We start from the raw sequence: 21289 nt of genomic DNA, 5'->3' as shown, positions 1-21289 counted from the left end.
GTGCTCAGGCACCCACCAGGTCCATCCCCGGCTTGCCATACCAGTACCCGTTGCAGGGTGGCGCCTCCACCAGCTGCAGCGGGTCCGCGGCCGGCACTTTTCCCCGGCGCACCTGGTCAAAGCGTTTGACCACCTCGTCCATGCCCTGATGTTCCGGGCTCAGGCGCACAGTGCTGACCCCCATGCGTTCCATATCCGCTAGCTCCCGCATCAGGTCATAGCGGGAACCGGAGAGTGTGGAGATGCCGTTAATGCGGAACAGTTCCTGGCTCTCCCGGGAGCGCAGTTCCATGCCATCCGGATGCTCCAGGCAACGGAATTCGCAATTGTCCTTGGGCAGGTTGTAATGGCGGGCGGTAAAGCAGCGGGACGACCAGGCCAGCGGCAGGAAGCCCCAGGAGAACACTTCGGCAGGCAGGTCCAGGCCTTCAGCCTTCAGCTCGCTGATTAACTGCTCCAGGGTTTCCTTGCCCAATTCCACCGGCAGGTTCCAGCCCTGCAAGCCCTGCCTGGCCAGGATTTTCAGGGTGGCCACGTTGTAGATGTTCATGGACGGGCCGGTGATAAACGGAATCTTGTTGCGGACAGCCACCTGCAGGGCGCTCTGGTCGTTCGCTTCCACCAGGAATTCGTCCTGTTCACAGAACCGGCGCAGACGGCGCAGGTCCGCTTCGGATTCAATCAGCGTGAGGGTGGAGAGCACCACATTCTTGCCACAGGCTTTCAAATCCCGGGCCAGGTCCAGCCAGTCATCAGGTTTCAGTTCCCGGCGGCGGGAGCACACCACCTCGCCAAGATAGATGGTATCGACCGGCCATTCCGCGGCCTTGGCATAGAAATCAAACACGCTTTGCTTGGACCAGAACCAGAGGATCGGGCCCAGGGATAGCTTCATCATGATGGATACAACCTTATTTCCACTTGCGATGGTAGGCGCCGATGGTGGTCAGGCCACCTTCGGAAAGGCCAGACAGGGTGTTACGCCAGGCATCCTCTACCGTGAACATGCCCGGGTGCGCCGCCAGCCCGTCCAGCGCCTGGCGCCAGGTGCGTGCCACGTCTGCAATGTAGGCGGGGCTGCGCTGCCGGCCTTCGATTTTCACCGCGCTGATGCCCAGTTCCTGCAGCTCCGGCAGGATATCCATGGTGTTCAGGCTGACCGGTTCTTCAATGGCGTGGTACACACTGCCTTCCACTTCAAAGCGGCCTTTGCACAGCGTGGGATAACCTGCGTTTTCACCGGGGCCGTAGCGGTCGATCAGCACATCGTTCAGGCGCGACTCCAGCCCCTGCGGGGTTTCCTGCCAGCGCACGGCCTTGGCCGGAGAGCAGGCACCACGGGTGTTCGGGGATTCATCGGTGAGATAGGACGACAGATAACAACGGCCTTCCGCCATGATGCACAGACTGCCAAAGGCAAACACTTCCAGTTCAACAGGGCTGTGTTTAGCGACACCCCGTACCTGGTCCAGCGACAATACGCGGGGTAATACGGCGCGGCGGATATCGAAGTTGTCTTTGTAGAACGAGAGGGCCTCGTGGCTGGTGGCCGACCCCTGTACCGACAGGTGGCGGGGGATGTGCGGGTATTTGTTGGCGGCGTAGTCCAGCAGGCCCATATCGGCCAGGATGATGGCATCCACACCAATGGATGCAGCCCGGTCTACCGCGCCTTTCCAGTGCTCCCAGCCGTCTGGCTGCGGATAGGTATTGATGGCGCAGAACACCCGGCTGCCTTTGGAATGGGCGTATTCAATGCCCTCCCCGGCGCGTTTCTCGTTGAAATTCAGGCCGGCAAACTGGCGGGCGTTGGTGCTGTCTCGGAAACCGAAGTAAACCGCATCGGCACCATTGTCCACAGCGGTTTTCAGGGCCGGCAGGCTACCGGCAGGGCAGACAAGTTCCATTACACTCCTCCACGTGGTGAAGGAGCTAACCTACTGCCCCGGGCCTGCCGGCGCATTGACCATTGTCAGACCGGGGTCAGATCAGGTCATCATCGTTGTTGCGGGCCTGGCGGACATCCCGGGCTACCGCGCCGCAGATCACGCCCAGCACCACCAGGGTGATGGCCGGCCACACCAGGATATAAGCACCGTATACCAGTTCGTTTGTCATTTCGCACCCTCCGGAATCAGGCCGGCAGTGTCTTCACTGTCGGCGTCGTCATAGTCACCAACCCGTTTCTTGATCAGGTCGAAGTCAAAGCGTTCTTCCTTGCTGAGCAGGGTCATGGCGGTACACACCACGGCACTGGCACCGTAGGCCGTCAGTGAGGCTACCAACACCATGTAGTCCCTCAGGAACCCGGTGGCGAACATCAGCATGGCCACCAGTGTTATGGCACCGGCAACCAGTCCTGCCGCGCGGCCAAAGAAACCGAACACCATCATGCCGATCACCACGGCTCCGCCGACAGACGCCAGGATCTCGAAGGCCAGTACGGTCATACCGGTCATTTCCAGCAGCTCAAAGCGGGCAATACAGAACAGCGCCATGGCCACCACCACCGACCAGGTGAAGGCGGAATTGGTGACCCTGTCCCAGTAGCAACTGACGATCACCGGGAACACGATGGCACCCCAGAGTGCGCCGACGAACACCAGCATCACCAGGATATCCAGCGAGAAGCTGGCAAAGATCAGCCCCGCCACGGTAGCCACAATCATGGTGATTCGGCCAACCAGCATCATCACTTTCGGGTTTGGGTTGTCCTTGGCGATGTTCTTGCCGTAGACATCCGCCATCATGATGGTAGACAGCGCGGACAGGTCAGAATCCGCGGTGGACGACAGCGAGCCGATCACCAGGATAAAGAACAGGGCCACGAAGAACGGCGACAGGTAGGTAGACACCATCTGCGGAATCAGGTTGTTCATCTTGCCGTCGATGGGCTCTACACCAACCGACAGCGCCATCAGGCCAATCATGCCCAGGCCGATCACAATGGCACCGTAACCGATGGTGGCGGTCACGAAGGTAGACTTGATGTTCTTTTCGCGCACCGCAAACAAACGCTGGGAAATGGTCTGGTTGCCGATGGCATAGGCCAGGACCGCCACAAAGAAAGGTGCGCCCTGGTTCATGATGGCTTCCACCGAGAACAGGTTGGCCTGCTCGTCGGTCATCTTGCTCAGGCCTTCCACCATAACGCTGGGGCCGCCGGCAGAGTAGAGAACCGCAGGGATAATAATGATGGCAATCGCCATCAGCGCCACCAGCTGGGCAAAGTCGGTAAACACCGAGGCCCGGAAACCGGACGTCAGCGTGTAGGCCAACACGCCCACACCGGCCACAATCACACCGGTTTCGAACGACAACGGCGACAGCACCGACACCAGCGCACCGGCGGCCGTGAAGTTGACCATCAGGCTGATAATGCTGCCCAGCACGTTGGACCCGGCCAGGATCAGCTGGCTGGAAGAACCATGACGGGCGTGGATAAGCTCACCCAGGGTATGGCCGTTGGGGGCCAGCTTGCGGAACCGGCGGCCGAAGGGGTAGATGAACAGGATCATCAGCGCGCCCCAGAGGCCATAATGGATCGGCCCGGACACCCCGTAGGTGTACCCGGAGGTGGCTGCCGCGTAGAAAGACGCAGCCCAGATCCAGGTGGCGGTCATACTGGCCGCGCCCATACCGAAACCGACATGGTGGCCGGCTACCATAAAGCCGGAGGTATCTTCTTTTTCCTTGCGAATCAGCAAGGTCAGCAGGTAGGTACCGCCGTAGAAGGCGGCAAGCAGTAACAATACGGTGATTGTCGAAAATTGGGTAAATCCGTTCTCGTTCAAATCTCAACCTCTGTTCGAAACGACAGAAACCCACCGGCAGTCTGCAACGCACAGGTTGCTCGCCAGGGTGGAGCCATTCGTCTGGAAAGTCCGCACACGCGGAGGTGTTGCAGCGGGGCAACGGGGTAACGAAAGGTGGGCAGGGGCGCCCGGAGGTCAGACTTGCTAAGGGAAGCTCAGATGGGCCAGCAGGCCACGAAAGTCTTTAGATGTCATGGTATTTTCTGTCCTCTTCACCACAAATAGAAACAGCCCGGAGGAGGGAGCGCCAAACCATACGCATTTGGCACCCCCTAGTCCAGTCTTTAGAGGACAGAATATTAGTGTACGATCAGATAATCCGTGAGAACCGCTGGCTGGCGCCCTCTTTACGGTACAGATCGAAAATCTGGCAAATGGCCCGGATCAGCAGCCGCCCGGCCGGCTGAACCTGCAGCACGGAACCGGAATCCGCAATCAGCTCGTCCTGGATCATCGGCTTCAGGCGACTCATTTCATCCGCGAAGTAGCGGTCGAAATCTTCGTTCCACTTATCGGCGAACTGCTTGCGATCGAGCCGGAACTGGCAGATCAGCTGACCGATCACCCAGCGGCGAATACGGTCGTCGCGGGTCAGGCCTACGCCACGAATAATGGCCAGCTGGCCGGCATCGATGGACGCTTCCCACGACGGCAGGTCGTGGTTGTTCTGGAAGTAGGCATCGTCGGTCTGGCCGATAGCAGACACACCCAGAGACACCAGGTCGCAATCAGAGTGGGTGGTGTAACCCTGGAAGTTCCGGTGCAGGCGGCCTTCGCGCTGGGCCACTGCCAGGCTGTCGTCCGGCTTGGCGAAGTGGTCCATACCGATGTATTCGTAGCCGGCTTCCAGCAGGCGATTGATGGTGTTGTGCAGAATGGTCAGCTTCTGCTGCGGGCTCGGCAGGGTGTCAGCCTGGATACGGGTCTGCGGGTAGAACCGGTCCGGCAGGTGCGCGTAGCTGAACACCGAGAGGCGGTCCGGAGACATCTCGATCACCGACTCCAGTGTTTCGGCAAAGCTTTCCGGAGTCTGGTGCGGCAGGCCGTAGATCAGGTCCAGGTTGATGGAGCGGAAGCCGATACGGCGGGCTTCGTTCAGCACTGCTTCGGTCATCTCCCGGGGCTGGATGCGGTTCACCGCTTTCTGCACTTCCGGGTTCACATCCTGCACGCCCAGGCTGATGCGGTTGAAGCCCAGCTCCCACAGGGTCGACAGGGTATCTTCGTCCACTTCACGGGGGTCGATTTCCACGCTGTAGTCCCGTTCATCGCCAGACTGCAGGTTAAACAACTCACCGTAACCAGCCATCAGGTGCTGCATCACATCCCGGGGCAGGAAGGTGGGTGTGCCACCGCCCCAGTGCAGCTGCTGGACGGGCCGGTCGGCACCGAACAGTTTCGACTGAATGGCCGCCTCTTTCAGCACCCGCTCCACGTAAGGCATGGCCTTGTCGCGCTTCTTGGTGATTACCTTGTTGCAGGCACAGTAGTAGCACAGGTGCGCACAGAACGGCAGGTGGGTGTAGAGCGAGATTGGCCCGCCGGAGGCCTTGCTGCGGCCTGCCGCTTTAACCATGTCTTCAATGGAATAGTTCGGGGTGAACTCCACCGCCGTGGGGTAAGACGTGTAGCGGGGGCCGCTCAGGTCATAGCGGCGGATGAGCGCCTCGTCCCAGATGAAAGCGGGCAGGTTGTTTGCTGCAGCAGTATCAGAAGCCATAGTAAAACTCTAACGTCGAATAGGATTGGCAAGCCGGAAAGCGCGGATTATGCCTGACCGGCGACAGTCACTGTTTGATGCGAATCAGCTGAGTGTACCAGCTTAACCAATGAACCACCCTTGCGCCCATGGCGTATTCTGCCTACCTCTAAAGGATAAACTCAGCCGGAGCCCGACATGGCCAATCTCATCCTGATTCTGGGCGATCAGGTCAGCCAGTGGCATAAAGCGCTGGGCCTGAATGTCGAAATCCGCCCGGATACCATCACCACCGAAGTGATCGAACTGGTGAACGAGCACTTTTCGGAACATTTCGGCACCACAGACGATTTCCACTACGCCGTCACCGGGAGGATTTTGCCAACAATCCACGCATGACCATGATGTACCGGAACTGGGACAAACAAGCCCCGGAACGCCGGCAAGCGATTCTGGCCCGGGCCGACGAGCTGTTAAAGGACATCGAAAACCTGTGAACCGGGCCCGGCTGCCAGCAGAAATATTGCGCTATCACTGCTATGCTTCTGGCACTTTTAACGAACTGGTCACAGGGATGCTCGCCAAACTATGCAGATTCGGTCTCTGACAATCGGATTGTTTCTGGCTGTGGCTGCCGCCCAGGCGGCAGCGGACCATCGGGTTTACACCCTCTATACCTTTCATTCCCCGCCCTACCAATACGCCAATGAGACACCCAATGGCCCGGAGGTTGCCGGGGAAACCGCAGACACCATACGCTGCGCCATGGAGCAGGCCGGCGCCCATACCCAGATCAGACTCGTGCCCCAGAACCGCGCCCTGTATTCGCTGAAGCGCAACCTGGTGGACGGCTACTTTGCAGTCGACCGCTCACCGGAGCTGGACCAGAGCGCCTGGGCAAGCCACCCGGTTGCCCTGGAGAAATGGCACTGGTTCTACACCGGCGAGCAACCAATACCTGAAAACGCCCGCATTGGCGTGGTGGGTGGCAGCAATGAAGAACTCTGGCTGAGGCAGCAAGGGCTCGAAGCCTTTGTTGCTGTGGGCAGCGCCAGCCAGTTGCCGGCATTGCTGAAACGAAAACGCATCGACCTGGCCCTGCTGGACGAGCGAGTGATGTCCGGGCTGCGGGAAAAGCAGCCGGAGCTGCATCAGGGTATTCAGCACACCTTTCTGCGCTACGCCCCGTTACACCTGTACCTGAACCCGCAATTTGTCACCCGGCATCCGGATTTCATGAATCGGTTCAATCTGAGCCTGCCCGCCTGCATGGGCACCCAGACACAGTTATCCGGCGAGGAACACCAGCAGGTAACCCGGATAGCCGGAGAACTCGCCCGCAGCCTGGCAGGCGAGGTAGACCTGCAAAGAGCCCTGCACCAGGGCAGCCACTACAACACCTTTACTGACATCCTCACCCAGGACACCGTCTGGCAGGCACTGGCCCCGGCCAGCATGACACCCCTGGCCCGCCAGATCCTGGAACTGCCAGCCTCCCGGGCCCTGGCACACTGGCAGTCGAAGCAAACCCCTCTGGTTACCGAGATTCTGTTGATCGACAGCCAGGGTGCCCTGTCAGCCATGAGCCAACTGTCCTCCGATTACTGGCAGGGGGATGAAGCAAAGTTCCAGGACCTGGTTGAAGAAACCAGTCAGGGCTTAACCCGCAAGCGAGACTTCTGGGTGTCCCCGATTCGCTACGATGCATCCACCAGCCGGTTCCAGGTGATCGTCAGCTTTCCCCTGCCGCTGGACGAGCCAAACAACGGCGTAGAAGGCGTATTGTCCATCGGGCTTGCCATCGAAGAAGCCCTGAAAGGCGCCAGCGATTAGGGCGGACCTACCTCACAGGCCAGCACCAGTGCCCAGAACTCCGAGAAGTCGTTGACCACCACATCCGGTTTGTCCGGGTGTTTGTGGGTGCCCGGAAAAATCCGGTTCAGCCAGGGCAAGTCCCACTGGGCACCGTTAAAGAATACCGCCGTCATCCCTGCCCGCTTGGCTGCAATCACATCCGTGGTGGAGTCTCCCACGTACCAGACGCTGGGGTCCGGCGGGTAATCCAGCTTCTGTACCGCCAGTAACAGCTGGTCCGGGTGCGGCTTTCGCAATGGGGTGTCGTCTCCGCACACATCCACCTCAGACAGATGGGTCCAGCCGGTGTCTTCCACCGCTGCCAGTTCGTGTTCGAAGAACTCCCGGTCCCGGTTGGTAATCACCCCCACCTGTATCCCCAGCCGGTGCAGGCCCTCCAGCACATCCCGCACCCGGGGCTCGAACGCTTTCACCGTGCCGTAGTGGTTGCGGTAATGATGGTTGAAGGCCTTGTGGGCAAGCTGTTTGGCGTCCTGATCATCGCCGAACAGCACTTCAAAAATATCCGTGCGGGAGATTTTCCGGTCTGCCTTCACTTTCGGGTGTAGCTTGGCAAATTCGCGCACGTAAGCCACCAGCCTCGCATCTTCCGGGGTCTTGCTGTCTTCCGGTGCCACCATCCGGTCCATCAGTCCCAGCTTGTGGAAGTCCGGCAACATGTCGTCCACGGCGTGGTACATGGCATCGAGGGTATCCACCAGCGTGGCATGCCAGTCGAACAGGATCACCGCCGGGCGAATCAGCTTCACCACCGCCGGGTGCCAGTCCGGCTCGATCCGGGGCTCCGGCCGCTCCGGTGCCGGGAAAGGCTTCGGGCGCACTTCTGCCGGGCTGGCGCTGAACGCATCCGGTTGCTCCCGCTCCAGCAGCGCCATCAAGTCCATCAGGTCTTCAAAGCTGTCCAGAACGGCGGCCGGTGTATCCCGCCTGGTGAACCAGCTGCCGATACGTTCCGGCTCCCAGCAAGCGCCGTTGTAGAACACGCCAGACACCCCCGCATGGTGGGCGGTGAGCATATCCACGTAGCTGTCGCCGATATACCAGGCCTTCTGGTCTGCCGGCAGTTCCAGTTGCTCCAGCACCTTCAGGATCACTTGCGGGTCTGGCTTGTATTCGGTGACATCGTCGGCACACACGGTGGCATCAAACAGGTTGCGCCAACGGCCTTCGTCCACCATATCCAGCTCTTTGTCCAGGAACTCCCGGTTACGGTTGGTGGACACCGCCAGCTTGATACCCATGGCCTTGAGGGCTGACAAGTACTCGTAGGCACCGGGCTGGAACGGCTTAACCTGGCCAAAATACTTTCGATAGGCGTTGTTGTAGGCCTTGTGCGCCTGCAGCTTGGCTGCCTTGTTGTCGCCGAAGATGGCGTTGAAGATATCCGTGCGGGACACCCGGCGTTCCGCCAGAATGCGCGGGTGCAAGCGGCGAAAGATGCGGATGTAGCGTACCAGCCGGGCGTCGTCTTCGGTGCGGCACTGGTCTTCCGGTAAGAGCTGCTCTACCAAGCCCAGCTCTTCAAGCTGGGGCAGCATCTCCTCCATGGCACTGAACATGGCATCGTGGGTGTCCACCAGCGTGCCGTGCCAGTCGAAGATAAGGACAGATGGGGGCTGCAGTCCTTCGTTCAGTTTGGTCATAAGAAAACCTTTGCCGTTTCAGTCACGTATATCCATCAAAACCCATACCCTCAGTAAAAACCAAAAACCGCGGATGCACAAAAAACCACACTTGCCCGAAAAAACCTGCCCGGTGTGCCAGCGCCCCTTCACCTGGCGCAAGAAGTGGGCAAAAGACTGGGACAATGTTCGCTATTGCAGCGAACGCTGCCGCCGCGCCCGGAGCACGCAGCCAAGCAGACGCCAGACAACCAGCTTTCTTTATTTAATTAACTCAGACAGCGCAGCGTTAATAGCGTTTCCGATGATCAACCATACCTAGAACCATGTATATACAGCTTCTCGCGTTCGTGGCTCGATTGTTGACGCTACCCGGTGCAACTGAAATCAAACTGAAAAGTCGACCGGTAACCCCCCATTTTTAACGGGTTGCTGTTTTTCTGGGGAGTTGCCGTTACTGGTACAATCCATGGCAGACTGGCGAAACTTTCCCACCACGAAAAACGGCGCTTACAAATGAAAATTCTGATTGTTGAAGACAATGCTGTACTTGCCAAAAAAATATCGGACTGGCTTGCGCAGGCGCACTACACAGTAGATATCGCCAAAACCGGCAAAGAAGCGGACTCGTTGATTGAAACAAGCTCCTACCAGGCCGTTATTCTCGATATCGGACTGCCCGATGAAAATGGACTGTCTTTAATGCATAGATGGAGAAAAAACGGGAAAAAAGAGGCCATCCTTATTCTGACCGCACGCTCCAACTGGACTGAGAGAGTAGAAGGGTTGAACGCGGGTGCCGACGATTACCTTCCCAAACCGTTTGAGTTTGATGAACTGAAAGCCCGGCTCAGTGCGATTATCCGCAGAAAGGACGGCAGAACGACAGACCAGATCAGCGTCGACGGATTTCATCTCAACGCCACCTACCGAACGCTTACCACGCCCGACCAGAAAGAGTTCAGACTGACAGCTACGGAATTCCGCCTTTTACAGTGTTTCCTCCGTTCACCGGACCGAGTGTTTTCCCAGGACGAACTGGTTGAATCCCTCTACAACATAGAAAGATGCCCCACCAGAAATGTCGTTCAGGTTTACATAACCCGGCTTAGAAAAATAATAGGGGTCAATAAAATAAAAACATTGCGTGGCCAGGGCTACTACTTCGAAAAAGACCCTAACCGCTGAACGCCCGAGTGAACCAACCAGGTTAAAATATGTCTGCTCCGAAAAGTATCCGCAGAACAGCCATTCAGTATGGTGCTGTTTTCAGCCTCGTATATTTTACTCTGATATTCTTTTCACACACCTACGTGATAAAGCAACTATCGGACGAGTCCAGGAAGCAACACCTGAACAAAGAGCTGGGAAACTTTCAGGCAATCATTGAGGCTGAATCCCCCACAACCGACGACCTCAGCAACATGATCAATCAGTTTGAAATGCTTCTGGGGCATGCCATCGTCATCGAAACGGCTAGCGGAAGCGTCCTGGCGAGCCCGAACTTTGACCAGAGCCAACTGCAGGGCGCTGCAGAGAAGCCCGAGGGTTTCATCCACATAGCGCAGGGTGCGAACACGCTTTTCGGGCTCAAACGCATTTTCTCCGCCAGTGAAAAACTGGCCTCAATCAGCGTTCTTGAAACCGAGGGGGCGCTCTCTGAACGACCGCTGAAGGCTCACCTGACATTGCTCGGCGCCTCGGCCGTTCTTCTCGCGATACTGCTGGCCCTGATTGGAACCACTACACATCTGACGTTAAAGCCCATCAGTAAGATAAAAGAGGATCTGAGACGGCTCCAATCCGGGAAACAAAGTCGCCTGAACCCTCACGTGCCGGAAGAGTTTCGTCCGCTGATCCGGCAGCTCAATGATTTGCTCGAGCTGTCAAACCGGCGGCTGGACCGCCACCGCCGCCTGAACTCCGACCTCTCTCACCTGGTCAAAACCTCCATTTCTGCCAATCTTGCCATTCTGTCGGATATCGATGCCTTGCCTCCGTCCCGGGGGGATATTGTATTCATGGCATCTAACTTGCGGGAGCTTAACAAATCCCTGAACTACCGGATGAGCAAAGCAGACATATCAGGCAGACAGATGGGACGGACGTGCATGCCGGTTAAAATCACGGCAAGTGTCATCACCGTTATGGAAAGAATATTTCCCGATAAGGTTTTTCGCATCCACACCACCTTACCTGAAAACTTCAACTGGCCAATGGAACGGCAGGATCTTTCAGAGCTGCTTGGCAATTTACTCGAAAATGGCGGGAAGTGGTGCCAGACAACCGTCGACGTTACAATCGTCCGCACGTCATCAGGGCTCTCCATAGAAGTAGCGGACGATGGCCCCGGAATTTCTCCCGAGGCGGCAGCCACTGTCATGAACAGGGGTGCCAGGCTGGATGAAACGGTCGCGGGTTTTGGGCTCGGATTGTCCATCGTGTCCGAGATTGTCGAAGACAACCTCGGACACCTGGAAATCGGATCCTCGAAAAACGGAGGAGCCAGGATTCTGATTTTACTGCCATTTCCGGACTAGATCACTGCCAAAAGGCCAGCCATCTTGAAAATCCGGCCTTCAAAGACTCAGTTTTAGCAGTAATCAGCTGCGTCATTAATCATTCTTCGAGTTTAATTCAGAATCAACGGGGTCATTCTGGCTGTCTGTTGGCGGAAGATCGATCGAGAATAGCTGGTACCGTTCGTTCTCCCCCAACTTCTGAGCGTCAGTGGCCCGCGGACCAAGAACCTTATCTACCGCATCGTTTGGAATTGCGGCAAAGACCCTGGCGTACCCGTCAGCGTCCAGCAGACTGTCGAATTCTGTGGAGGTGATTTCGACAGCGTCGCCCAACGAATAAAAACGTGCGGAAAATGGCATCTCGCCAATGTAAAAGATTGGACCGTCTCCCGCTTGCTGAATGCTCTCATACCGGCCTATCAATTGCTTCTCGGTTTTTAGTGGTTTTACTCCGCTCACACCTATGAACACAAAAAGGGTAATGAGAACGGGTGCAAGTAATACAGCACCCGACCTGATTCTGGACCAGGGACGTAAATTGAGCTGCGACACCCATCCGGCAATCAGAATGGCCGAGAACGGCAGAGAAGGAAGTATGTAAGTCCAGAGCGTGTTGCCTGCCAGGGTAAAGAACAGCATTGGCGTTATCGCACAAAACAACAGATACAGCGTTGAGGCGTCTTGAACAGCACCAGTGAATATATCCTTTGTTTTGCCTCGCGCCGCCGCAAGGCCAAAGCCAACCAAGCCAATGATACCCCAGGGGAATGAAGCCCAAAGCCAGAATATCCAGATCATGCCCTTGGGCCGGTCATGGGCACTACCGTACAAATCGCCGGCCCACCCGGGGTCCAGAAACCGGCTAAAGTGTTCGCCAATGATGAAATAGTTGAGGAACCCTGGCGTTTTCAATTCAGCGAGCACGTACCATGGCACGGCAATCGCCAGTGTCAGAAGTGAGCCAAGAAGCCAGGGTAATTTTTTCAACGGCTGTAACCGCTGCCTGAAAATAGCAGCCCATAGCACCAGGGGGATAACGGTCAGTACAACAGCCAACGGTCCCTTTGACAACAAACCGATGGCCAGGCCCATGAAAAACCACCAGCGCCAATAGTCAGAGCGCCCTGAAAGCACAAACCACACGCTCACCAAGGAGAGGGTCGTTCCAAATACCAGGAACGTATCCGTCATGACTGCGCCGGCACTGATATAAGTGAGTGCCATCGTGGAAAGCACAAGAGTAGACCACCGAGCGACCGCAGCACCTCGCGCATGATTTGCAAGGCACCACGTCAGCCATACGATTCCAATCGTGGCGAACCATGCCGGTAGCCGCAATGAGAATTCAGACAGTCCAAATATCTTTAGAGAGGCCGCTTGAGCCCAGAATGACAGGGGAGGCTTCCCCCAGAACGGAACGCCGGGTTCAAACCAGGGCGTTATCCAGTCCCCGGATTCAGCCATTAACCGAGCGATTTCAGCGTATCGGGGCTCCGTTGTATCCACGAAGGGAAACAGCGTCATTCCGATAAAGCGACTGAACAATACGGCAGCCAGTACCCAGAACCAGGGCTCAAATCGCTTTATCATTCTTGACGCCTCTGAAGTTGCTGATTTGGTCTCGGCTTGATACCTCTTTGTTCTCGACCACTTCTTCGGTCAGATACAGTGGTCGCTGTTTCGATTCGATGTAGGTTTTGCCCACATACTCACCAACGATACCAACGCTCACCAGTTGTATGCCGCCCAGAAAACTGATGAGGGCGATTAACGATGGGTAGCCGTCAGTCGGATCGCCGAGCATTATTGCCTTCGCTACAATCCAGACACCGAACAATCCACCAACGGAGGCGGCCAGCAAGCCGACAAGCGTTGCCCATCTGAGAGGTGACACTGAGAAGGAAGTCAGGCCTTCAAGGGCCAGGCCGACCAGGCCCGGGTAGTCCCACTTACTCTCGCCAGCCACTCTCAATGCCCGGTCGTATTCGATGATCGTCGTTGGCATACCAACCCAGGCAAAGAGTCCCTTCATGTAGCGGTTGCGCTCTCCTAACCGGAGAAGGGCATCAACTGCCCGCCTGCTCATCAATCGGAAATCACCCGTGTCGACCGGGATTTCAGTGCGACTGGTCTTATTCAGCAAGCGATAGAAAAGGTGCGCACTCCAGCGCTTGAGAAAACTCTCGCCTACACGTGATCGACGTTGCATCAGAACGACATCAAAGCCGGACTTCCAACTCCTGACCATCTCGGGAATGTATTCAGGTGGATCCTGAAGGTCCGCATCCAGAACGATCACCGCATCCCCCTTGGCATGCTCCAGCCCTGCTGTTACCGCTGCCTCTTTGCCAAAGTTGCGGCTTAGCTTGACGAGACGGATGCTCGATTTCCTTTTAATGAAAGTCCTAACAAATTCGGCACTGCCATCCTCGCTACCATCGTCCACAACCACGATCTCCGAGCGAATATCGAGGCTCGCAAGGATCGGCAATACATGCTCAAAGAATAGGGGAAGCATCGAACGCTCATTGAACACCGGAACCACCAGGGAAAGCAGCTCTGATTCATTCGGCGCACGGGAAGTCTCAAGAGGTTTGTTCATGAAACACCAGCCTTTGGTAGACAACATAGTTAAATACAGCGACAGCCGCAGTGGTTAGAAGCTGAGCAGGCACAACAGAGATTTCAAACAGTTGATGCAGGACTAAAAAGATCAGAACGTTCAGGAGAGCTGCGAGTGAACAGGAAAAGGCATATCGCCAGATGGCCTGGATGTGTGGGCGTGCGTTTGGAAAGGCCAAAGTTCGCTGCAACCAGTAGTTGGTAACCGCTCCTACAACGCTTCCAGAAAAGGTGGCTGCTACGGGGGCCATGCCAAGCAGAACCAGGCCGGACATGGCCGCCCAATGGAAAAGGGTTGCCATTCCTCCGGCGGCAATAAATCCACTTATTCTTTTAAAGGGAACCTTCTTCATCCTGGCCGACACACCCGTGGCTAACCATCGTGCCCGATGTTTCAACAACAATTCCGGAAATGGTGAACATTGACTCTTCAGAAACATCGGGCACCAGAATCACAGTCACAGCCTTCTTTCTAGGAGCAAAGTTCAACAGCAAGACCCTCGTCTCCGTTAAAACGGGCGGAATTACACTTCCATGCATGTAACCGCAACTATGCATTTCCGCCTCACATCTACCGCTGAATATCACCCACCTTGGCTCTTGAAAAGCGACCGAACAGAACCGGCAAAACAAAGAGTGTCAGGAAAGTTGCAGTCACGAGACCACCAACAATCACGCTGGCCAGTGGCTTCTGGATTTCCGCTCCCACGCCCGTCGACAACAGCATCGGTATCAAGCCGAGCGCCGAGGTTATTGCTGTCATCAAGACAGGACGTAAACGGGAGACGGCACCTTCAAACACCGCGGTATCCACGTTCAACCCATCCTGTATTCGCTGATTGATGCTTTCGACCATAACGACCCCGTTAAGCACCGCCACACCAAACAGTGTGATAAATCCAACGGAACTGGGCACTGAAAGATACTGGCCGGAGACCCAGAGCGAAAAGACACCACCAATTACGGCAAGCGGCACGTTGACCAGAATCAACAGCGCTTGACCAACCGAACTGAAAGCGAAGTAGAGCAACAGCGCAATCAGCCCCAGAGATACAGGTACCACAATGGTCAATCGTTTCTGAGCTCGCTGCTGGTTTTCGAACTGACCACCAATATCCACCGAATAGCCGGGGGGAAGGTTCACGTCTGACGCGATAACATCCTGAATATCGGCAACCACACTGCCCATATCACGACCCTGCACATTGGACTGAATAACCACACGGCGCTGAACGTCGTCGCGGCGCACCTGGGGCGGGCCAGACTCAATAGACACATCGGCCACATCACCGAGTCTCACCCAGGCTCCGGAAGGCGCCTGCAACCTGAGATCAGCAATGGCATCCCGGTCTTCCCGGAAACGTTTGGCCAGGCGCACATAGATATCGTACCGCTCATTTCCGTTGATGATCTGGCCCGCGGCGGCACCACCCAGTCCGTCCCGGACGACACTCATCACATCAGACACGGCGAGTCCGTACCGGGAAAGTGCCTGACGGTCTGGCTGAACCACCAACTGCGCTTCACCGGCGATCTGCTCCATGGCCACATCCCGTGTTCCCTGAACGGTTCGGACCGCCGCTTCGATCTGCTGGCCTTTCTCCGCCAGTACGTCGAGATCCGGGCCAAAGAGTTTGATGGCCAACTGCGCACGAACACCTGACAACAATTCATCAACCCGAGTCCCGATAGGCTGAGAAAAGTTAAACAGTAGTCCCGGGTGCTGTTCGAGCTTCTCCTGAAACAGAGCCTGCAATTCATAGCGATTACTGGCGCTGGTCCACTCCGAAGTTGGTTTTAAGCCAATATAGATCTCTATATTGTTAACGGGCTCCGGATCGCCGCCTATTTCTGCTCGGCCAGCCCTGGACAGAGCGTAAGTCACCTCTGGAAACTCCATCAGCATGGCCTGCAGTTTTGGCGCCACTTCAAGCGCCGTATCGAGGCTTGATGAGGGAGCCAGAGTCACCCGGAGGTTGATCGTTCCCTCTTCCAGTTCAGGCACGAACTCAGTACCGAGTCGTGGCACAATCAGCGCCGCCAGCACAACAAGAACAGCCGACGCGCCAACAACCACGCGGCTATGCTTCAGTGACCAGGCAAGCCCCATGCGATAGAGCTTTTCCAGGGGTTTTAGAATGAAGCTTTCCCGCTCCCGGATACCCTTACGGAACATGTATGACGCCAGCGCGGGTACAACCACCAGAGCGACGATCACAGCGGACACAATGGCCAGCATGATGCTGATCGCCATTGGCTGGAAAAGCTTGGCTTCCACACCTTCAAAGCTGAACAGAGGCATGAAAACGACCAGGATAATCGCCGTCGCGAAAAAGATCGGCCGTGCCACTTCCCGGCCGGCTTCCTGGAGACGAAGGGCAATGCCATGATCATCGTGTGACGCATCCAATGGATCGGGGTCATCTCCAGCCAACTCATCCCGATGGTCGTCATGCTTAGCATCAGGATGGGTCAGATGCTTGAACATGTTCTCAACCATAACAACAGAGCCATCCACCAGCATGCCGATTGCCACAGCAATACCGCCCAGAGACATCAGGTTGGCCGAGAGACCGAACCAGGCCATGATCATCAGCGCAATACCGATAGAAATCGGTATAGAAAGCAGCACGAGCGTTGTTGCCCGCAGATTCATCAGGAACAGGGCAAGCACAATCGCAATAAACACAAAAGCCAACAAAAGCGCATTGGTCACCGTCTCTACGGCCTTGGTCACCAGATCCGCCTGGTTGTAATAGGGCTCAAAACGAACCCCACTCGGAAGCGCCTGATTTATGCGATCAATGCGGGCCTCGATGCCGTCGATGGTGGCTTTTGTGTTGGCCCCTATTCGTTTGAGTACAATGCCAGAAACCACTTCACCCAGTTGTTCAACCTGACCGGCTTCATCCTTCCGGGCCATGGTTACCGCACCCTGGCGAATTTCAGTGCCCAGCGCTACCTCGGCGACATCGTTCACTGTCACTGTAATGCCATCACTGGTTTTAACGGGCACCTGACGGATCTGCTCGAGCCCCTGCTCGCCATTACCCAGCCAGCCAATACCGCGAATAACCAACTGCTCCTGCCCGCGGCCCATATACCAGCCCCCAACATTGGAGTTGTTGTTCTCCAGGGCTTCCATGACATCGTTCTGTGATAAGTCATAGGACAGCATTCGCGCCGGGTTCAGGTTAACCTGGTACTGGCGGACCTCTCCGCCAAACGACAGGATTTCCGTAACCCCTTCAGCCGGTATCAGCAACAGTTTGACCAGCCAGTCGTTCAAGCTGCGCAATTCCATTGCGTCGTACCCCGAATCCGGGTCCGCTATCAGCAAGTACTGGTAGACCTGGCCAAGACCGGACGTATTCGGCCCCATTTCAGGCACCCCGACCCCGTCCGGAATCAGCTCCCGCGCGGCCTGCAACCGCTCGAAAACCAGTTGGCGCGCGAAATAGATATCCGTGCCCTCTTTAAAGACCACGGTGACACCAGACAACCCGGTTTTGGAGATGGACCGAACCTCCTCAACATCCGGCAACGCATACATCACCGCTTCAATGGGATAGGTGATCAGCTGCTCGACTTCCTCAGCCGCAAGTCCGGGCGCCTCTGTATTAACAGCGACCTGGACGTTTGTAACGTCGGGGAAAGCATCAAGATTCAGTTTTGGTATCTGAAACGCGGCCGTGGCGATAAGCACTGCAAGCGCAATAAGAACCAACAGGCGGTTCTGAACCGCCAAGTCGACTACTCGGTTGAACATAATGACTCCCGGAATCAGTGGTTGTGCGGATCAAAGCCGCCTTTGGCAATCTCAGAGGCCACAAAAAATGCGCCCCGCAAAACGACTCGTTGGCCCGCAGCCAGGCCGGAAACCTCACGGAGCCCGCCAATTGAGCGGCCCAGTTCCACTTCCACGGGTTCATACTCGCCTTCGGCCTCTTCCACATAGACCGTCCAGTCGCCGTCCGCGCCACGCATCAATGCAGTCTCCGGCACGGCAAGCACCGGCTCGCTGGTCTTAAAACGAAAATACACATCTGCGAACATTCCTGGATGAAAACGATCTTCAGGATTGTCCAGCTCAAGCCTGACAATCCGCGTGCGGGTCACAGGATCAATGGTGTGGGCTTCCTGGGACACCGTTGCCACGCCCACACGACCCGCTGCCCTGACTTCGGCTTCCGCGCCCTTCTCTAGAACAATGTCGGAGCTTGCTGGCAGATGGGCTTCTACCCAAAGCTCACTCTCATCAGCAAGAGTCACCAGCGGCTGGCCAGCCTCAACTCTTTGTCCTTGCTCAAACTCATCGGTCAGTACTGCACCATCCACGCGAGCCCTGAGCATGTATTCACCGAGACTATCCACCCCGCTGGCCTTCAACGCACCAATGTCATCATCGTTCAGCCCGTAAGCAAGCAGAGTCGCCCTTGCTGCTTCAATGTTGGCTTTCGCTGTATTGAACCGCTGATCGCCAACCACGGAACGACCCAGCCCGCTGATTCGCTTCCATTCAGGAAAAGCTTTCCTGTAATCCGCCTGCGCCTGTGCCACCGTCTCACTGAACAGGGTTACCAGCGGCTGGCCCTTGGTTACGTGCTCACCCAGTTCCACGTGACGCCGCAGCACCACTGAGGCAACCCGGGGGGACACGTGATAGCTGGTATAGCCGTTGGTCAGCAGCTCACCGGGAGCGTAGATTTCATAGTCAACGCGCTTGCTTTCGAGGGTTGCTACTTCAATGCCGGCCAGATCTTTCTGTTTGGCATTGATGCTTGCGGTGGCCGCTTCTTCATGGCCACCGTTCTCGTCTTCGTGGCCGTGCCCCCCTTCCTCTTCATGATCACCTTCCTCCTCATGCTCACCTTCTTCACCATGATCTTCCTTATACTCGCCCTCCTCACCGGTGACTTCCTGATGATCGTCGCCACTGGCAGCATGATCATGACCGGCTTCCTGATGAGCATCTTCCTCTGCCTGTACAAAAGAAAGTGGGGCTGTAAGCAACGTCAATGCGAATACAGAAATCAGAGTTTTTTTCATAATGAATATCCAGTTTCCAGACTAGTATTGGAAGAGGGTGATCAGTTCGCCAGACTGGCTCAAGAGCTCAATCAGACCCAACTGCGCCTGCTTTTCCAGTTCAATACCGGTTTTCAGGCTCTCCGCGCGCTGGCCCAGCGCCTGGAGATACTCAGAGGTGGAGAGGTCGCCGACCTGCCACTGCTTCTCAAGCAAATCAGCACTTCGCTGTACACGCCCCTGGGAGAGTTCTGTCCATCGACGAAGTTGGGTGTCGTATCGCTTCCAGGCAGCTCGGGCGCCCGCCAGATCATACTGCTGCTTCCGATAAAGTGCCTGAAACCGAGCCTCGGCCTCTAATGATCGTCGGTTGGCAGCCTGGATTTCGGCACGGTAGTTATTACGGACATTCAGAGGGATCGAGAACGTCAGGCCAGCCAGGTTCTCACCCTCTTCACGCCCTCCGCTCAGCCCGACCGTGGGAGATGCCGCCGCTCTGCGACTGACCACCTCGGCTTCGCTCCGCAGCACCTGCCACCTCGCGCGGGCAGCAGCAATTGACGGATGATCCAGCAAATTGTCGTTATCGACCCTGGAAGCAAGAGCCGGCCAAATGTGCCCGGGGATCCCCCCATCCTGAGGCCGCCAATCCGGCAGAAGCTCTCTGACCCGGGCTTGCGCCTGATCAACCGCAGCCTTTGCCTGGGCGAGTTCACTGAGCTGCTGAGAAAGGCTTAAAAAAAGCAACTCTGCATCGGTACTCCCCAGGTCGCCCGCCTGCTGGCGTTGCTCAACCTGCTCCAGCAAGGCATCCAGACGGTGTTGCTGGGATTCCGCAATTTCTTCGGCACGCGTCGCCGCGCGCCACTCGACAAGCGCAAACAGCGACTCGGACGTTTGTGCCAAAACCGCCTCGTTCAAATCAGCTTCAGCGGAAAGCCTGATCAGCTTTGCCTTGTCCTTTAGCGCACCCTGTTGATCAGACCAATCGATCGTTTGTGATAGCCCTGCCACAAAGTTGTTGTCACTGCCATTTCTGTCTGCTCCAACAGACAGCTCCGGGTTATACAGCGGTTGTTCGCTTGCCTCAGCATCCGCATCCCGGGCTGCCGCCTGCTCTGTCGCCGCCATGACATCCGGATGCTTGCTTATCTGGCCAGTGAGCCAATTTGTCCAATTCACAGTCTCCGCTTGACCGAACAGAGGAATAGACAATAGTACTGAACACAGCAACGCCCTGGGCGAGTGCTTGCTTGCCTTCATCGACTTTCTCCCGAAGGGGTTGTTAGCCACAATTCATGGGGGCGAGACGCCCATGACAAGGTAGATAGAGGTGGAGATAGTAACTGAAAAGGTTGAAATGAACTTGAATTTGGAAGGCATTAGCTCAGGGAACTTGAAAGTGCTCCTCAATAAGGGCGGGGAGAAGCGGCATCGCGACTCATGGCCACGATGCCGCCATCCAATCTAGGAAAAGCGCTGGTTTGATGCCGGTTGAAGTGCGCTCTCGTCGGTCGCACCATCGTCGATACGAACAGCCCGAACCAGGCGGGATACAAGCACCTTGCCGTCACCCGGGTGCCCTTCCTGGGTTCTGCCCGTTCTGACAATGAGTTCCACAACTTCACCAGCGACATCATCGGTCGCTACGTCTATTTCCAGCTTGACCATCTTCACTTTCTCCAGAGGCGACTCATCGCCGACCAGATGACCAAATTCGCCGAGAGACACGACAGCAATACTTGCCACCCCCTTAACTTTGGCCAGAGCATCAACCACATGCTCTGCCATCACTTCTCTGACATACGCTTTTATTTCATACATAAACCGTCTCCTGACTATCAGACTGAAACGTCACGACGTTCAGATGCAAACCACTGGTACACACTGGGCAACACCACCAGCGTCAGCAGCGTTGAAGTGATCAGACCGCCAACCACAACCGTTGCCAGTGGCCGTTGGACATTAGTTGCGGTAGGAATGCCTCTCACGAGGCACCCCCCGCACAGATCCGTACGTGCGGTATTACCGCATACGGCTCCTGCCTCGGGTGACGACGGCGAAACCGCTCGCTGGGCCAGGGGTGGAGGATACGCGGTAGCGGGA

The 21289-nt window shown here is 56.5% G+C and carries 17 protein-coding genes and 2 pseudogenes; 5 read left to right on the top strand and 14 right to left on the bottom strand.

Annotation, left to right across the window (positions count from 1 at the left end; translation table 11 throughout):
• Positions 1 to 4: 4 nt before the first annotated feature.
• The 5 genes from AC13DJ_RS05400 to hemN all read right to left on the bottom strand — a co-directional run bounded on the left by AC13DJ_RS05400 (position 5) and on the right by hemN (position 5535).
• Positions 5 to 898 carry a U32 family peptidase gene (locus AC13DJ_RS05400; protein ID WP_482933357.1) on the bottom strand — a complete coding sequence of 298 codons (894 nt, stop codon included), beginning with the start codon at positions 896 to 898 and terminating at the stop codon, positions 5 to 7.
• A gap of 13 nt (positions 899 to 911) precedes the next feature.
• Positions 912 to 1907 carry a ubiquinone anaerobic biosynthesis protein UbiU gene (gene ubiU, locus AC13DJ_RS05395; protein WP_058341700.1) on the bottom strand — a complete coding sequence of 332 codons (996 nt, stop codon included), beginning with the start codon at positions 1905 to 1907 and terminating at the stop codon, positions 912 to 914.
• A 76-nt stretch (positions 1908 to 1983) separates the two neighbouring features.
• A complete protein-coding gene (locus AC13DJ_RS05390; RefSeq protein WP_213016947.1) occupies positions 1984 to 2118 on the bottom strand; it encodes a putative transporter small subunit in 135 nt (44 codons plus the stop codon).
• Positions 2115 to 3794, bottom strand: a complete 1680-nt coding sequence (locus AC13DJ_RS05385; protein ID WP_474540305.1) for a sodium:solute symporter family protein — start codon at positions 3792 to 3794, stop codon at positions 2115 to 2117. The genes AC13DJ_RS05390 and AC13DJ_RS05385 overlap by 4 nt, the downstream gene beginning before the upstream one ends.
• 331 nt (positions 3795 to 4125) lie before the next feature.
• Entirely contained in the window at positions 4126 to 5535 is a 1410-nt protein-coding gene (gene hemN / locus AC13DJ_RS05380; RefSeq protein WP_058341702.1) for an oxygen-independent coproporphyrinogen III oxidase, read from the bottom strand.
• Positions 5536 to 5712: 177 nt separating this feature from the next.
• On the opposite strand from hemN, the gene AC13DJ_RS05375 reads away from it, so the two are divergent.
• Complete coding sequence (locus tag AC13DJ_RS05375) at positions 5713 to 5913, top strand: cryptochrome/photolyase family protein (RefSeq protein WP_288372231.1); 201 nt, start codon at positions 5713 to 5715, stop codon at positions 5911 to 5913.
• A gap of 189 nt (positions 5914 to 6102) precedes the next feature.
• Complete coding sequence (locus AC13DJ_RS05370; RefSeq protein ID WP_482933358.1) at positions 6103 to 7347, top strand: substrate-binding periplasmic protein; 1245 nt, start codon at positions 6103 to 6105, stop codon at positions 7345 to 7347.
• Here the strand turns inward: AC13DJ_RS05370 and AC13DJ_RS05365 are convergent.
• Entirely contained in the window at positions 7344 to 9032 is a 1689-nt protein-coding gene (locus tag AC13DJ_RS05365) for an HAD family hydrolase (RefSeq protein WP_482933359.1), read from the bottom strand. The two genes, AC13DJ_RS05370 and AC13DJ_RS05365, sit on opposite strands and share 4 nt — an antisense overlap.
• A gap of 73 nt (positions 9033 to 9105) precedes the next feature.
• Between AC13DJ_RS05365 and AC13DJ_RS05360 the strand changes: the two are divergent.
• From AC13DJ_RS05360 to AC13DJ_RS05350, 3 genes and pseudogenes are all read left to right on the top strand, one after another.
• Positions 9106 to 9240 (top strand): annotated as a pseudogene (locus AC13DJ_RS05360) (DUF2256 domain-containing protein); the annotation flags it as partial.
• Positions 9241 to 9527: 287 nt separating this feature from the next.
• Entirely contained in the window at positions 9528 to 10199 is a 672-nt protein-coding gene (locus AC13DJ_RS05355; protein ID WP_482933360.1) for a response regulator transcription factor, read from the top strand.
• 29 nt (positions 10200 to 10228) lie between these two features.
• A complete protein-coding gene (locus tag AC13DJ_RS05350; protein WP_482933361.1) occupies positions 10229 to 11551 on the top strand; it encodes an ATP-binding protein in 1323 nt (440 codons plus the stop codon).
• 75 nt (positions 11552 to 11626) lie between these two features.
• On the opposite strand, the gene AC13DJ_RS05345 is transcribed toward AC13DJ_RS05350, so the two are convergent.
• The 8 genes and pseudogenes from AC13DJ_RS05345 to AC13DJ_RS05310 all read right to left on the bottom strand — a co-directional run.
• Complete coding sequence (locus AC13DJ_RS05345) at positions 11627 to 13123, bottom strand: ArnT family glycosyltransferase (protein ID WP_482933362.1); 1497 nt, start codon at positions 13121 to 13123, stop codon at positions 11627 to 11629.
• Positions 13107 to 14135: a glycosyltransferase family 2 protein gene (locus tag AC13DJ_RS05340; protein ID WP_288356445.1), complete on the bottom strand. Its 1029-nt coding sequence runs from the start codon at positions 14133 to 14135 to the stop codon at positions 13107 to 13109. Before AC13DJ_RS05340 ends, AC13DJ_RS05345 begins: the two co-directional genes overlap by 17 nt.
• Complete coding sequence (locus AC13DJ_RS05335; protein WP_039881780.1) at positions 14119 to 14508, bottom strand: GtrA family protein; 390 nt, start codon at positions 14506 to 14508, stop codon at positions 14119 to 14121. Before AC13DJ_RS05335 ends, AC13DJ_RS05340 begins: the two co-directional genes overlap by 17 nt.
• A 218-nt stretch (positions 14509 to 14726) precedes the next feature.
• The gene (locus AC13DJ_RS05330; RefSeq protein WP_482936974.1) at positions 14727 to 17924 is read right to left on the bottom strand and encodes an efflux RND transporter permease subunit; all 3198 of its coding nucleotides are present in this window, start codon (positions 17922 to 17924) and stop codon (positions 14727 to 14729) included.
• Positions 17925 to 17938: 14 nt separating this feature from the next.
• Positions 17939 to 19204 carry an efflux RND transporter periplasmic adaptor subunit gene (locus AC13DJ_RS05325; protein WP_482933297.1) on the bottom strand — a complete coding sequence of 422 codons (1266 nt, stop codon included), beginning with the start codon at positions 19202 to 19204 and terminating at the stop codon, positions 17939 to 17941.
• Between the two features lie 21 nt (positions 19205 to 19225).
• Positions 19226 to 20446 carry a TolC family protein gene (locus tag AC13DJ_RS05320; protein WP_482933298.1) on the bottom strand — a complete coding sequence of 407 codons (1221 nt, stop codon included), beginning with the start codon at positions 20444 to 20446 and terminating at the stop codon, positions 19226 to 19228.
• 204 nt (positions 20447 to 20650) lie between these two features.
• Complete coding sequence (locus AC13DJ_RS05315) at positions 20651 to 21007, bottom strand: P-II family nitrogen regulator (RefSeq protein WP_035561679.1); 357 nt, start codon at positions 21005 to 21007, stop codon at positions 20651 to 20653.
• A 17-nt stretch (positions 21008 to 21024) separates the two neighbouring features.
• Positions 21025 to 21159 (bottom strand): annotated as a pseudogene (locus AC13DJ_RS05310) (efflux RND transporter permease subunit); the annotation flags it as partial.
• Between the last annotated feature and the right edge of the window lie 130 nt (positions 21160 to 21289).

The sequence above is a fragment of the Marinobacter sp. L-46 genome, assembly GCF_056859535.1.
The sequence above is the reverse complement of the archived record's forward strand: the minus strand, read 5'-3'. Positions and strand labels throughout refer to the sequence as shown.

What these genes read in the sequence shown, in the direction of transcription:
- AC13DJ_RS05370 (WP_482933358.1), top strand. Translation starts at nt 6,103, where the DNA reads ATGCAGATTCGGTCTCTGACAATCGGATTGTTTCTGGCTGTGGCTGCC.
- AC13DJ_RS05330 (WP_482936974.1), bottom strand. Translation starts at nt 17,924, where the DNA reads ATGTTCAACCGAGTAGTCGACTTGGCGGTTCAGAACCGCCTGTTGGTT.
- hemN (WP_058341702.1), bottom strand. Translation starts at nt 5,535, where the DNA reads ATGGCTTCTGATACTGCTGCAGCAAACAACCTGCCCGCTTTCATCTGG.
- AC13DJ_RS05400 (WP_482933357.1), bottom strand. Translation starts at nt 898, where the DNA reads ATGATGAAGCTATCCCTGGGCCCGATCCTCTGGTTCTGGTCCAAGCAA.
- AC13DJ_RS05350 (WP_482933361.1), top strand. Translation starts at nt 10,229, where the DNA reads ATGTCTGCTCCGAAAAGTATCCGCAGAACAGCCATTCAGTATGGTGCT.
- AC13DJ_RS05325 (WP_482933297.1), bottom strand. Translation starts at nt 19,204, where the DNA reads ATGAAAAAAACTCTGATTTCTGTATTCGCATTGACGTTGCTTACAGCC.
- AC13DJ_RS05335 (WP_039881780.1), bottom strand. Translation starts at nt 14,508, where the DNA reads ATGAAGAAGGTTCCCTTTAAAAGAATAAGTGGATTTATTGCCGCCGGA.
- AC13DJ_RS05315 (WP_035561679.1), bottom strand. Translation starts at nt 21,007, where the DNA reads ATGTATGAAATAAAAGCGTATGTCAGAGAAGTGATGGCAGAGCATGTG.
- AC13DJ_RS05355 (WP_482933360.1), top strand. Translation starts at nt 9,528, where the DNA reads ATGAAAATTCTGATTGTTGAAGACAATGCTGTACTTGCCAAAAAAATA.
- AC13DJ_RS05320 (WP_482933298.1), bottom strand. Translation starts at nt 20,446, where the DNA reads ATGAAGGCAAGCAAGCACTCGCCCAGGGCGTTGCTGTGTTCAGTACTA.
- AC13DJ_RS05375 (WP_288372231.1), top strand. Translation starts at nt 5,713, where the DNA reads ATGGCCAATCTCATCCTGATTCTGGGCGATCAGGTCAGCCAGTGGCAT.
- ubiU (WP_058341700.1), bottom strand. Translation starts at nt 1,907, where the DNA reads ATGGAACTTGTCTGCCCTGCCGGTAGCCTGCCGGCCCTGAAAACCGCT.
- AC13DJ_RS05390 (WP_213016947.1), bottom strand. Translation starts at nt 2,118, where the DNA reads ATGACAAACGAACTGGTATACGGTGCTTATATCCTGGTGTGGCCGGCC.
- AC13DJ_RS05365 (WP_482933359.1), bottom strand. Translation starts at nt 9,032, where the DNA reads ATGACCAAACTGAACGAAGGACTGCAGCCCCCATCTGTCCTTATCTTC.
- AC13DJ_RS05345 (WP_482933362.1), bottom strand. Translation starts at nt 13,123, where the DNA reads ATGATAAAGCGATTTGAGCCCTGGTTCTGGGTACTGGCTGCCGTATTG.
- AC13DJ_RS05340 (WP_288356445.1), bottom strand. Translation starts at nt 14,135, where the DNA reads ATGAACAAACCTCTTGAGACTTCCCGTGCGCCGAATGAATCAGAGCTG.